The organism is Pseudovibrio sp. FO-BEG1, from assembly GCF_000236645.1.
In the GTDB taxonomy this organism is placed as follows: domain Bacteria; phylum Pseudomonadota; class Alphaproteobacteria; order Rhizobiales; family Stappiaceae; genus Pseudovibrio.
The window spans coordinates 2623084-2637121 of record NC_016642.1 but is presented as its reverse complement, the minus strand read 5'-3'; the positions used below and the strand labels follow the sequence as shown (position 1 = coordinate 2637121).

7 protein-coding genes and 1 pseudogene are annotated in these 14038 nt (G+C 52.5%); 2 read left to right on the top strand and 6 right to left on the bottom strand.

The features are described 5' to 3' along the window. Positions 1–175 precede the first annotated feature (175 nt). Together pepN and PSE_RS12130 are read left to right on the top strand one after the other, a co-directional pair. Positions 176–2812, top strand: a complete 2637-nt coding sequence (gene pepN, locus PSE_RS12135; protein WP_014285136.1) for an aminopeptidase N — start codon at positions 176–178, stop codon at positions 2810–2812. A gap of 192 nt (positions 2813–3004) precedes the next feature. Further along, a complete protein-coding gene (locus tag PSE_RS12130) occupies positions 3005–5380 on the top strand; it encodes a PAS domain-containing sensor histidine kinase (RefSeq protein WP_051125910.1) in 2376 nt (791 codons plus the stop codon). 70 nt (positions 5381–5450) lie between these two features. On the opposite strand, the gene PSE_RS12125 is transcribed toward PSE_RS12130, so the two are convergent. From PSE_RS12125 to PSE_RS12100, 6 genes and pseudogenes are all read right to left on the bottom strand, one after another. Further along, complete coding sequence (locus PSE_RS12125; protein ID WP_041768393.1) at positions 5451–8480, bottom strand: bifunctional [glutamine synthetase] adenylyltransferase/[glutamine synthetase]-adenylyl-L-tyrosine phosphorylase; 3030 nt, start codon at positions 8478–8480, stop codon at positions 5451–5453. Beyond that, positions 8444–9940, bottom strand: a complete 1497-nt coding sequence (locus PSE_RS12120) for a HAMP domain-containing sensor histidine kinase (protein ID WP_014285133.1) — start codon at positions 9938–9940, stop codon at positions 8444–8446. The genes PSE_RS12125 and PSE_RS12120 overlap by 37 nt, the downstream gene beginning before the upstream one ends. Continuing rightward, on the bottom strand, positions 9924–10604 hold the full coding sequence (locus PSE_RS12115) for a response regulator transcription factor (RefSeq protein ID WP_050773914.1): 681 nt from the start codon (positions 10602–10604) through the stop codon (positions 9924–9926). Before PSE_RS12115 ends, PSE_RS12120 begins: the two co-directional genes overlap by 17 nt. A 299-nt stretch (positions 10605–10903) precedes the next feature. Further along, positions 10904–12454, bottom strand: a complete 1551-nt coding sequence (locus PSE_RS12110) for a Do family serine endopeptidase (RefSeq protein ID WP_008550000.1) — start codon at positions 12452–12454, stop codon at positions 10904–10906. 173 nt (positions 12455–12627) lie between these two features. Further along, positions 12628–13386 (bottom strand): annotated as a pseudogene (locus PSE_RS12105) (alpha/beta hydrolase family protein); the annotation flags it as partial. Between the two features lie 168 nt (positions 13387–13554). Then, complete coding sequence (locus PSE_RS12100; protein ID WP_008549674.1) at positions 13555–14037, bottom strand: cytochrome c-type biogenesis protein; 483 nt, start codon at positions 14035–14037, stop codon at positions 13555–13557. Position 14038: the final 1 nt, after the last annotated feature.

Genomic DNA, 14038 nt, shown 5'->3' with positions numbered 1-14038 from the left:
TTCCAGTCCTTCCACTTGCTTGCCTATTTGATTTTTGGGTGCAAAAGTGATGTGGTTTTCATTTCCTGCATTTGACCGGAACCGTTTTCAAAGGTACCGCCGATCTACATAAAAATTTGGAAGCGCTGCGCCAAGAGGCGAAGAAGCTGCTTCAACACCTCTTGGGAGAACAGGCATGCGATCTGAGACTGCTCAGCTCATCAAACTGGAAGACTACAAAGAGACACCCTACGTCATTGAGAATGTTTCTCTGGTCTTCAAGCTTCAGCCAGAAGCGACTGAAGTTATCTCCACACTGACCCTTTCCAGACGCGAAGGCACTGAGACTGGTGCTCCACTTGAACTGGATGGTGATGACCTCACACTTGTTTCTATCGCGATTGATGGAGCGGCTCTGGCAGAGGAGGCTTATGAAGCTTCTCCGAAGAAGCTGGTGGTTCACACCCCACCAGCAGACACTTTCAAGCTGGAAGTGGTGACCAAGGTCAATCCAACAACGAACACCAAGCTGGAAGGTCTTTATCTTTCTCAGGGCATCTACTGCACCCAGTGTGAGGCCGAAGGCTTTCGCCGGATCACCTACTATTATGATCGCCCAGACGTTCTTTCCGTCTTCACCACACGCATTGAAGCTGACAAGGCGTCCAACCCAATTCTGTTGGGTAACGGCAATCCGCAGGACGCTGGAGATATTGAAGGGACAGATCGTCACTTTGCTGTTTGGCATGACCCGCATCCAAAACCAGCTTATCTGTTTGCTCTTGTCGCGGGTGATTTGGCCTGTACTTCAGAAAAGTACACCACGGCATCTGGCAAGCCTGTTGACCTGAACATCTATGTTGAGAAGGGCAACGAGGATCGTACAGACTGGTCGATGGACAGCTTGATCCGCTCCATGCGTTGGGACGAGAAGGTATTTGGCCGCGAGTACGATCTGGATGTGTTCAACATCGTGGCTGTTTCTGCGTTCAACATGGGGGCGATGGAGAACAAGGGCCTTAACATCTTCAACGACAAGTTCATTCTGGCGGACAGCGACACAGCAACTGACACAGATTACGAAGGAATCGAGACTGTTGTTGCGCACGAGTATTTCCATAACTGGACCGGTAATCGCATCACCTGCCGTGAATGGTTCCAGCTATGTCTGAAAGAAGGCCTGACAGTATTCCGTGATCAGGAATTTTCTTCTGATGAGCGCTCTCGTCCGGTGAAGCGAATTGCTGATGTGATCCGCCTGAAATCCCGTCAGTTCCCTGAGGATCAGGGTCCGCTTTCACACCCTGTTCGCCCGACAGAGTATAAAGAGATCAACAACTTCTATACAGCGACCGTTTATGACAAGGGCGCTGAGCTGGTTCGTATGATTAAGACTATTCTGGGGGCGGATGGCTTCAGAAAGGGCATGGATCTTTACTTCGAGCGTCATGATGGAGATGCGTCCACCATCGAAGACTTCCTCAAGTGTTTCGAAGATGCAAACAAGCTGGATCTGTCTCACTTCAGCCTTTGGTATCACCAGTCCGGCACCCCGTTTGTGAAGGCGAGCGGCTCTTATGATGAAGCTGCAAAGACCTTTACTCTGGAGTTGGAACAGAACACCGCAGCAACTCCGGGTCAGGATGAGAAGAAACCATTCTTCATTCCGATCCGCTTTGGTCTTGTTGGGCCAAATGGGGATGACCTTGCCTACACCAATGTTGAAGGTGCGAAGGTTGATGGTGATCTGTTGCATCTGATAGAAGACAAACAAACCGTTGTCTTCCATGGCATCGGCAGCAAGCCTATTCCATCTTTGCTGCGTGAGTTTTCAGCGCCTGTGAAGCTGGAAAGCACCCTCTCCCGCGAAGATCAGATCTTCCTGATGCGTCACGACATTGATCCATTCAATCGTTGGCAGGCTACTCAGACACTGATGACAGAGCTGCTGATCGAGCTGACTATTGGTGAAGAGCCTGCGGGTAAAGATGCCTTCATTGAAGCTCTGGGCCACATGGCTGAGGATGAAAATCTCGATTACGCCTTCCGTGGCTTTGGCCTAATGCTGCCAAGTGAGCAGGATATTGCACTGGAAATCGGCAAGGAAGTCGACACTGACGCGATTGGCAAAGCACGTGACGCCTTCTCTAAAGAGATTGGTGTGACGCTCTACGGCACCTTCAAACGCATTTATGATGCAATGGAGATGCCTGCCACATTCAGCCCGGATGCGCAGTCTGCTGGTAAGCGTGCTCTGAAGCTGCGTTGCTTGTCGTATCTTGGCGCAGCACAGACTGAGGAAAGTGCAGTACTGACGAAAGCTCATTTCGATAACGCAGATAACATGACAGACCGCATGGGTGCGTTGACCGTTCTCGTCATTTGGCAGCTTGCAGGAGCTCAGGATGCTCTGAAGGCATTTGAAGCGCGCCACAAAGACACTGCGCTGGCAATGGACAAATGGCTGAGCATAGCTGCTCGTGCGCCAAGCGAAGACGCGATTGCAGCGATACGTACTCTTACCGAACATCCTGCATTTTCTTGGGATAATCCAAACCGCATCTACTCGCTAATTGGTGGCTTCCTGGGTGGTAATACCAGAGGTTTCCACGCTGCGGATGGTTCAGGATATGACTATCTTGCTGAAATCACGTTGCAATTGGATAAGACTAACCCTCAGGTTGCTTCCAGAATGGCCAAAAGCTTTGGCACCTGGAAGAATATGAATGCAGAACGCAAAGTAAAAGCAGAAGCCGCATTGAAGCGAATTCTTGCAGCAGACCAGCAACTCTCTACTGATGTGAAAGAAATAGTTGAGCTCTGCCTAGACTAAAACAGTCTACTTTGCATCTCGCGAAGTCTCTGAGAGTCCTATGAAAATTAACGGCAGCAAAAAGTGCTGCCGTTAACCATTTTTTTGTGTTGAGACTCTGGACAAGTTGATTCGGATAGATTCAAATGAATGTGATTCGGGTGAATTGCAACCCGGATTATTTGCGGCGGAATCTGACACATGGGGGCATTCATGGCACGAGCCTTTGCGGGGGGCGCGACCGCTCGACGACTCTTGAATTCGACCAAACGGACTGGCAAAAAAGATGCTCTGACCGGGCATATCAAGTTGCTTGCCCAACCGGCCTACCAACGTCTCCTGACAACTGAACCGATGATGCGCAGAATTATTCCTGCGCTCTGTATCGTGTTCATTGCATGTACCGCCATTTTCCGCGGACTTGAGATTGCATACAATTATGAGAGCGTGAGCCAGAAGGCTCAGGACGATCTCACCCTTATTGCAACTGCCCTGACCGCCAGCATTGATGTTTCCGAGCAAGAGAAAGGCAGCGTCGGCCTTACCTCTGCTTTACAGCGTGCCCTTTCTGAAGCCCTGCCCCCTCGGGCCACCAGTCAGAGCCGCCAAATTCTTTTGACAGATCCGAACGGCACCATTGTTGCCAGCGCCCCTACCCGTCCGGATATGGAAGGCCTGAAGATCACCAGTTTCCTTGGTGACACTCAGCCAATGACCTTCTTCGGCAAACGCGCCGGTGTTTTAACGATCAACGAGGGCACCAAGGACGCCACCCGCGCGACTGTCCATCATCTACCAAACAAGCTTGGTATGGTTGCGATCATGCAGCCGGAAGACGCGATTTTCTCTTCCTGGCGCGCTGAGCTATCAGCCAATGTAACGATCTTCGTAGCCACCTCCATGGTACTGCTGGTGATTATCTATGCCTACTTTGCGCAGGCGACCCGTGCGCAGCAGGCTGATGGCATTTATGCAGCCACCCGATCCCGCATAGATGCAGCGCTGAACCGTGGTCGTTGTGGCTTGTTCGACTGGGATCTTTCCCGTGGCCGTGTGTTCTGGTCTGCCTCGCTCTATGAGATGCTGGGCATGGATCCTCGTAATGACATTATGGGCTTTGCTGAGATCCAGTCTCTGACGCATCCTGACGATGTGGATCTCTATGACCTTGCCAAGAGCCTACTGGACACAGGTAAGAGCAATGTGGACCGCCAATGGCGTATGCGCCACATCGATGGCTCCTGGGTCTGGTTGCGTGTGCGTGCCGAAGTCCAGACTGATGCCGGTACCAATGAACCACACCTGATCGGCATCTGCATGGATGTGACTGAGCAGAAGATGCTTGCAGAACAGAGCCGCACCGCTGATTTGCGTCTGCGTGATGCGATTGAAAACATCTCTGAGGCATTTGTTCTGTGGGATGCGGACAATCATCTGGTGATGTGCAACTCCAACTATCGCAAGCTGCACCAACTGCCAGATCATGTTGTTCAGGCAGGCACGCCTTATGCAACTGTGATGTCCTCTGCGAGCCAGCCAATCATCTCCGAGCCTGAGGAAGGTGACCACATCGATAGCGATATGGAGAGCTCTTACAAGGTTGAAATGGAAGGTGGCCGTTGGCTTCAGGTCTCTGAACGTCGCACCAAAGACGGTGGCTTTGTTTCCGTCGGAACCGATATTACCGAACTGAAGCGTAAGGAAGAAAAACTGCTGGAGTCTGAGCGCGGTCACATGGCAACTATTGCTGATCTGCGCCAGTCACGTCAGAAACTTGAACTTCAGGCACAGCAGCTTGTGGAGCTGACCGAGAAGTACGCGGATGAGAAGACCCGCGCGGAAGATGCAAACCAGGCGAAATCTGAGTTCCTTGCCAATATCTCCCACGAACTGCGCACGCCTTTGAACGCGATCATCGGTTTCTCCGAGATTATGGATCAGGGCATGTTCGGTGATCTGGGTTCTGACAAGTACAAGGAATACTGCAAGGACATTCACTCCTCAGGTAACTACCTGCTGAACGTGATCAATGACATTCTGGATATGTCTAAGATTGAAGCAGGCCGGATTGAGCTTTCCGTTGAAGATGTTCAGATCCAGCAGATTGTTCAGGATGCAGCACGGATCATTTCTGCAACCGCTGCAGAGAAGAACATCAAGGTTGTGAACGAGAACCTGCCGCACATGCATCTGCAGGCTGACCGCCGCGCTGTGAAGCAGATCCTCCTCAACCTGCTTGCTAACTCTGTGAAGTTTACGCCTGAGAATGGTGAGGTTCGCGTCTCTGCCCGCAAAGTGGGTGCATTCGCTGAACTCAAAATCACCGACAACGGTATCGGCATTGCGAAGAAGGATATCGATCGCCTCGCCAAGCCATTTGTTCAAGTTGAGAACCAGTTCACCAAGACCCACAAAGGATCTGGCCTTGGCCTCGCGATCGCCCGCTCCCTCAGCGAGTTGCATGGCGGGTACATGGAGATCGACTCTGAGGTTGGCAAAGGCACTGAGGTCACCATCAAGTTGCCTCTGAAAGCCAAGGGCCGCGACAAGGGCCGTCTCACCGGCATCAGCAAACTGAACGCAGCTTAAGAGTTCATTCTACAGATCAAAGAAAAGGCCGCTCATGAAGCGGCCTTTTTTGTTGCTTGTTGCAGGAGGATCAGCTGGTCTTCTCAGCTTCTTCGACTTTGCCGATCAGGTGTTCGAATGTTCTGCGGACCATAATCTGTTGTTCCTGCATGTAGATGGTCAGGCGCTCGAAGTCTGGTTCGCCGCCCGCATTCACCAGAAGATCAAGCAATCCGCCCGGCGCTGTTTTGGGGTCGAAGTGACCTGTCTGCGCCAGCTTGAGGATTTGTGTCAGATCCCCATAGTTACGCAGTGCCGGAATGAGCGTGTCGGCATCTTCTTCATGGAGCACACCAAAGTCGCGCGCTTTAAGCAGAGCGTCTTCCGTTCGCGTCTGAAGGATCTCTGGATGGTCGACACCATGAGCCAGCTGGAGGAACTGGGCGATGAACTCAATGTCGATAAGACCACCTGGAATACCTTTGATCTGCCAAGGGCTCTTGGCAGGCTTTTCCTTTTGGATACGCGCGCGCATATCACAAACATCGGTGGCCAGCTTTTTCAGATCTCGCTTCTCCTGCAACAGCTGGGAGACTGCACAGTCGATCTGCATCGCAAACTCAGGGCTGGAGCTGGTGATGACACGTGCGCGCGTGAGCGCCATGTGTTCCCACGTCCAGGCATCGTTGGACTGATAGTCCTTGAAGGACACAAAACGCGTTGCAAGCGGCCCTGAGTTGCCTGATGGGCGCAATCGGAAGTCTACCTCATAGAGGACACCTTCTGCCGTTGGCGCCGTCAGAGCGGAGACAAGGCGCTGTGTGAGGCGGCTGTAGTATTGACTTGGTGCCAGAGGACGTTTGCCATCGCTTTGCACCACATCCTCAGGGAAGTCGTAGAGCAGGATTAGATCAAGATCCGAGGCACAGGTGATCTCCTGACCGCCCAGCTTGCCCATAGCAACCAGAGCCAGTTCTGCACCCGGAATTTTGCCGTGAGCCTCTTCCAGCTCTTGCTGGACACGTGGCAGCAGTTGACACAAGACCGCATCTGCCAGTGTCGACAGTCCCTGCCCCAACTCTGCAGCTGTGATTGTGCCTGTGATCAGACGCAGGCCGAGCAAGAACTGCTGCTCTTGCACGAAAATACGGGCCCGATCCAGTGCCTCTTCATAGTAGCCAGCCTGATCAAGCGTAACAGCCAATGCACTTTCGATCTGTTCAGCCGTTGGCGCCCCTCCAAAGAAGGCAGGATCCAGAAGTGCGTCCAGAACGTGGACGCGTTTGGAGACGATCTCCGCCATGCGTGGTGCATTGCCCATGACCATGGTGAGCAGGTTGAACAGATGCGGATTGGACTTGAGCAAACCAAAGAGCTGAACACCCATGGGCAGCTTGGAAAGGAAGGCATCAAACGTGAGCAATGCCTGATCTGCATTCTCCGTGCGCGCCAACGCATCCAGCAGGATGGGTGTGAACTCAGTTAGGCGCTCACGAGCCTTTGGCGCTCGCACAGCCGGATATCTGCCGTAGTGCCATTGACGTATAGTACGGATTGCATCGACCGGACGCTGGAAGCCAAGCTGCATCAGAGTTTCTAGCGTGTTCGGATCTTCGTCATCTCCGGTAAAGACCAGATTGCCGAGGTTGAGTGCGAGATCTGGCTCGTGCTCAAACAGACCTGAGTAATGCTTTTGCACCAACTCGAACTTACTGCGTATCTCATCTGCAAACTCTGAGCGGCCACGAATACCCATCAGATGATAGACGCGTGCCAGAGCCTCATCATCTTTTGGCAAGATATGGGTTTGCTCGTCGTTGATCATCTGAATGCGGTGTTCAACTTCGCGCAGATAGCGATAGGCCGCTTCCATATCTTCAGCTGCGGATTGATCAATCCAGCCGCAGTCGGCCAATCGTTCCAATGTGATGAGCGTGCGACGGTCCCGGAGCTGTGGGTTTCGACCACCTGCAATGAGCTGCTGGGTCTGGGCGAAGAACTCAACCTCACGGATACCACCACGGCCCAGTTTCACGTTGTGACCGGCAACAGTGATCTTGCTGAACCCTTTGTGGGCGTGGATCTGGCGTTTGATGGAATGCACGTCTGAAATGGCGGCATAGTCCAGATATTTGCGCCAGACAAATGGGCGGATTTCTTCAAGGAAGATTTCGCCTGCCTCGATATCACCCGCACATGGCCGTGCCTTGATGAGCGCTGCGCGTTCCCAGTTCTGGCCGAGGCTTTCGTAATAGACCAGTGCAGCTGGGACAGAAATCGCCAGCGGTGTGGCACCCGGATCGGGACGCAGACGAAGATCGGTGCGGAACACATAACCATCGCCGGTACGCTCGTTCATAAGCTTTACAATGCGACGGGTGATGCGCACGAACTCAACAGGTGCTTCTGCTCCACCAATGAGACGACTGCGCTCTGGGTCATACAGAACGATCAGATCGATATCAGAGGAGTAGTTCAGCTCGCCAGCACCGTGCTTGCCCATAGCAAGGATGAAGTAGCCAGCGTCTTTTTCCGGCTCTTCATGGTCAACCGGAATGAACTTTCCGCGCGTTTCCAGCTCCCGCAGGCAGAAGCGCAAGCAGGCTGTGAGAGACGCATCAGCAAACTTGGTGAGAGCGCCGGTGACGTTCTCCAACGGCCAGGCGCCTGCGATATCGGCGAGCGCAACAGTTAGAGCCAGTTCCTGCTTAGCCAGCCGTAAGGACTGCATGAGCTCAGCTTCACTCTCAGGTCTTGCGTTCAAGCAATCCTGCAGGAGAATAGCGATGGTCTCTTCCGGTGGCGTATTGAGTATGCGCAGGAAGCGCTGTACATCACGCAGCATGGTTTCGCGCAGGAAAGGCGCGTTGACCATGAAGCCCTTGATGAAACTGCGCAGGTGTGGTGCGCCCTGACAGAGCTGTTCAAACTCAGAAATGAGATCCTTGCGTTCCAGCTTCTCAATCAAATCTTTCAAATGCCGGTTGCCCAGATCATCATCTGCGCAAATGGGCTGGCGTTCCAAGCGCTCAAACAGAGGGGCTAGTGCACCTTCTCTATGTTCGCGCTTCAGAATGCTGCTTTTTAGCTGGTGGCGTTCTTCTTCTGAGCCTTGTCCCATGCTTCGTTGCCCTCTCCCTCACCTCTTTGCCCCTTTGTCAGAGGCAGAACAATCCGGGCGCACAGGCCTGATTGCTCATCACTTCCAGAATCATCTACTGAACCAGCCGATGTTAACTGCAATTCTCCATGATGGAGAATTACCACCGCCTTGATAAGTGACAATCCAAGCCCAGATCCCGGTGCATGACGAGAGCTGTCGAGCCGGACGAACCGATTACACACCCGCTCGCGATCAGCTTTCGCGATCCCTGCACCGTTGTCTTCCACGCTGAGTATAGCTTGCTCATCGTTCGCAGACAGTACGACTTTGATTGCGGGTTTAACATTCTCTTCGGTTGGGCGACCGTATTTGAGGGCATTTTCAATCAGGTTGGCCAAAGCCTGAGCCAGAAGTTCGCGGTCGCCTTCGATGGTTGGTTCAGCTTCTGTTGAAACTGAGAAGGCAACACCATCATCTTCGGCAACAGGCTCATACAGCTCACAGACATCATTGACGATGGTGTTCAGCTGCAATGGTTCCAGTTGGGCGCCAGTAGAGCCAGCTTCAACACGAGCGATACGCAAAAGGGCGTTGAAGGTGTTGATCAGCTCGTCAGTCTCAACAAGTGTATCCTCGAGACACTCACGCCCCTCTTTTGCATTGAGATCACGGCGTAGGGCAGCCTCAACGCGGCCACGCATGCGAGTGAGAGGGGTTTTGAGATCATGGGCGATGTTATCGGAAACTTCTTTCAGGCCCTTCATGAGCTCTTCAATGCGGTCCAGCATCACATTGAGGTTGCTTGCCAGACGGTCGAACTCATCGCCATTGCCAGTTACATCCAGACGACCAGCGAGGTCACCCTCCATAATCTGGCGGGAGCTCATGGACAGGTTGTCGATGCGTTTCAGGATACGGCGGTTGAGGAAGAACCATGTGATACCAGCCAGCACCACCATGCCGACGAGCCAGAGAGTTAGGGCGTCTCCCAGCAAGCTTTTCAGGTGAACCTGATCCTCCAGATCCCGCCCAACCAAAAGCTTGAAATTGCCTGGCAGCTCAAAAATGCGCACAATCGCCTTGGCTTTGTTTTCATCCGTTTCAGGAAGACCAAGTGGCGTATAACTGACAAACTGAATTCTGCCGTCGGACTCCGACAGCACCTTTTCAGGCAGGTAGGCGATGTTTCCGGTGATGACATTCCCGGAGTAATCCAGAATGAGGTAAAGATTGGAGTTGGGGCTTCTGACGCGACGCTCTACGCCAACCACAAGGCCATTGATACCGTTTTGGGCGTATTGCTCAGCAAGGCCCTGAATCTCAGCATCAACGGTTTGCACGACCTGTTTGTTCATCAGATCATCTGTGTTCTGCGAGATGAAGATGAACAGGAACACGGAGAGCGCCGTAAACGACGTCAGATAAATGGCTGCCAGCTTGAAGGCTGTGGTTGAGAGGATCCTAGTTAGAGCTGTCACGGATGGAATATCCTGCACCACGAACAGTATGAAGCAACGGGAAATCGAAGCCTTTGTCGATTTTGGACCGCAGCCTCGAGATGTGAACATCAATCACATTGGTCTGCGGATCAAAGTGATAGTCCCAGACGTTCTCAAGCAGCATGGTGCGGGTCACCACCTGTCCGGCATGCTTCATAAGGTATTCGAGCAGGCGGAACTCGCGAGGCTGCAGCACGATCTCCTGCCCTGCGCGGGTGACGGAGTGTGCGAGACGGTCCAGCACCAGATCGGAGACCTGCAATTTGGTTTCCACCTGAGGACCAGCTTTGCGGCGGCTGAGCACTTCAACGCGGGCGAGCAGCTCAGAAAAAGCGTAGGGTTTTGGAAGGTAATCGTCACCTCCGGCACGCAGTCCGGTGACGCGGTCGTCTACCTGTGACAATGCTGAGAGGATCAAAACCGGGGTTTCATCGCCAGAGGCGCGAAGTGTTTCGATGATGGATAGGCCATCGCGTTTTGGCAGCATGCGGTCGACGACAAGCACATCCCATGTGTTGGAGATTGCCAGCTCAAGTCCATCTTCGCCATTGTCTGCGTGATCAGGTGAGTGCCCTGCTTCTTTCAGTGCTTTGAGCAGATAATCTGCTGCTTCCCGATCATCTTCAATAATCAAGATTCTCATTTTTTCATTTCCCAGAGCAAGGCATTGGTCGTTTTCCTCACAATGAAGGGAAACGATAAAAAAATGCAAATGCTGTTGGGGGCAACCATCAGCATTTGCATAAGTTTTATAGGTGAAGTTGGCAGATGGTCAGGTCTCTGCCTTTTCTTCCAGCATTGGTTTTGGGGGCTGACATCAAGTTGAGGGCTTTTCTTGCTATCAGCCCCTCAAACAATCGAGGCACGTGTGAGAGTTTTCAGTGCTTCGATAAGGGATCACGAGAGGGGGCGTTTCCCGTGATCCACATTCTTATCGATGACTTATTCGTCACCTTTCTCCAGTGGGATCGCAACGAACAGAGTGTTCTCGCCGCGGGTCACACGAAGCAGGACTGCTTTGCGGCCTTGCTCACGAGCTTTTTCAACCTGCTCAGCAACATCCGCTGGTGACTGAACTTTTACGTTGGCAACTTCGGTGATGATTGCGCCTGGCGCGAGGCCTTTGTCAGCTGCTGGTCCATCCGGATCAACCTTAGTGACAACCACGCCTTCTTCATCAACACCAGCTTCTTCAGCTGTTGCCAGTTCCAGACCAAGGCTGTCTACCAGCGCGGTGTTGGCATCTTCGCTCTGCTTGGCAGAAGCCTGCTGCTTTTCTTCCGGAATGGTGCCGAGCTTTACAGTCGCGGTGTTGATTTCACCGTCGCGCCAGTACTCAATCTCAACTTCAGTGTTTGGTGAGTAGCCTGCAATGACTTTTGCCAGTTCACGTGGGCCATTCACTTCTTCGCCATCTACTTTCAGGATGATGTCGCCAGCCTGGAAGCCTGCTGCTTTTGCAGGTGTATCCCCCTGCACTTCAGCGACCAGCGTTCCGTTTTCGTTATCGAGGCCGAGAGATTCAGCAATGTCCTTGGTGACTGGCTGGATCTGAACACCAAGCCAACCGCGGGTCACTGCACCATCTTCCTTCAGATCAGAAATGATCTTCTTGGCGGTCTGTGCTGGGATCGCAAATGCGATACCTACGTTACCACCGCTTGGAGAGACAATCGCTGAGTTCACACCAACGACCTCACCCTTCACGTTGAATGCAGGGCCACCGGAGTTACCGCGGTTCACAGATGCATCAATCTGGAGGAAGTCATCGTAGATGCCTGCGCCGATGTCACGGCCACGAGCAGATACGATACCAGCAGTCACAGTGCCGCCCAAGCCGAACGGGTTACCAACTGCAACAACCCATGAACCAACCAATGGCGCATCATCAGCAAAAGCGACGTATTCGAATTTTTCTTCGCTTTCCACTTTCAGGAGAGCCAGATCTGAGCGTTTGTCGGCACCGACCAGAGTTGCTTCCAACTCATCACCTTCACTGGTGACGATGGTGAACTCAGTACCGCCTTCAACCACGTGCTCGTTGGTTACAACATAGCCATCATCAGAGATGAAGAAGCCGGAGCCCTGAGACTGGTCGAAGCGCTTGCGTGGTGGAGCTTTTTTCTTTTGCTCACCACCTTTACCGCCGAACTCACGGAAGAATTTCTGCAGTGGGTGGTCATCCGGCATATCGCGGAACATTGGAGGAATGCCGCTCAGACGGTCGTGTTCTTTTACTTCGGAGCGAACCCGAACAGATACAACGGTTGGCTGCACTGCTTCTACCAGACCAACAAAGTTTGGCATGGCAGGCACGTCAACACGTACAGGTTCAGCCTGAGAGGTTGCCGGGACGAGTGTCAGGGGAGCAACCATTGCACCAGCAATTGCGAGTGCCATTGTACCATTGAGAAGACGGGAACGACGTTTGGAAGTAGTTTTTGCAGCAGACAGGGAAACAACGTTGGAACTTGCGTTCTTGGTCAACTTCATTTGGCTCAACTCCATTTAGTCAATCTCAGCCCAACTGGGGGAAACGGGGCTTTTGCATTTCGTTGAGGATGACTATGACAGAGCGAACCTTACAAACACCTATCTGCTACATTAATCTTCTGTAATGATGGGAAAACTTCATAGGCCTTCCCATCTGGACATTCTTAGTCCTTCATATAACGGCTGGCCCAAGCCGCAATCACGCGCGCTGCGTAATCTGCATCTTTGTATTTGAAGAGCAGATGGTCAGCATCATCCAAAGAGATGAATGATTTTGGGTGCTTAGCCGCTTCAAAGATCTGCGCTGCATTTTCAATACCAACGGTGGCATCGATTGGGGAATGGAGAACAAGTACCGCTTTCTTCAGGACAGCAACGCGCGAGCGGACATCCTGAGCTTCAAGATCTTCGATAAACTGGCGTTTAATCTTAAACGGGCGTTCACCAAGCTGTACGGTTGCTTCGCCCTTCTCTTTAATCTCATCAAGAGACGCGCCGAAGTTATGAATGACGTGATCTGCAGAGGCTGGTGCACCGATGGTCGCAACAGCTTTGACCTCAGGAACTTCAGAGGCAGCGGCAAGCACTGCCGCACCACCCAAAGAGTGGCCAACAAGCAGTTTGGGCGCTTCAAAATGATCACGCAGATAATTGGCTGCGAGGATGAGATCTTGAAGGTTCGACGAGAAGTTAGTGGAAGCAAAGTCACCACCACTGTTGCCGAGGCCAGTGAAATCGAAGCGCAGGACAGCGATGCCGTCTTTGGTCAGAGCAGATGCGATGCGGCGGGCAGCTGAAAGATCTTTGGAACACGTAAAGCAGTGAGCGAACAGAGCATACGCCTTGGGCTCTCCCTCTGGTTTATCCAGACGCGCAGCGAGATGCGCTCCTTGAGAGCCTTCAAATTCCAATTTAATGGGATCGTTTGCCATTTGAACTGTTCCTGTCGTTTCTGCGCAGCTGGCACATTCAGAATATATATTAAAAGACAGGTATCTAGTGCGCGCTTACACGCGTCTTTACAATTCAACTGGTTGCAAGAAGATGTGATTAAGCGTGAGCCCCACAAACGAGGTTTGCGGGGCTTTGCCTGAAATGTCTTATTTGGAGGACATGAGCTTATCAAGCTCTGCCTGCTCTTCGTCCGACAGCGGCTTGACACCGGCTGTCTCGGTTTTGAGTGGTGCGTACTTTTTCTTTTTGGCTGCACGCCACAGGAAGAAGCCGCCAATCAGAAGTGCAAGAGGTCCACCACCCCACAGGAATATGGTGTGGAATGCAAAGCGTGGCTTGAGGAGCACGAACTCACCGTAGCGCGCTACGAGGTAGTCCATGACTTCCTTATTGGTATCCCCTTCCACCAGACGCTCACGCACCAACAGGCGCAGATCTTTTGCAAGCTGAGCGTTGGAGTCGTCGATGGACTGGTTCTGACAGACCACACAACGCACTTCCTTGGAAATCTCGCGGGCACGTTCTTCCAGAACGGGATCCTTGAGAACTTCGTCCGGGTTTACGGCGAACGCAGCCGGTGTGCCCAAAAGAATGGACGAGATTAAAACCAGTATGAACTTCATCTTCATG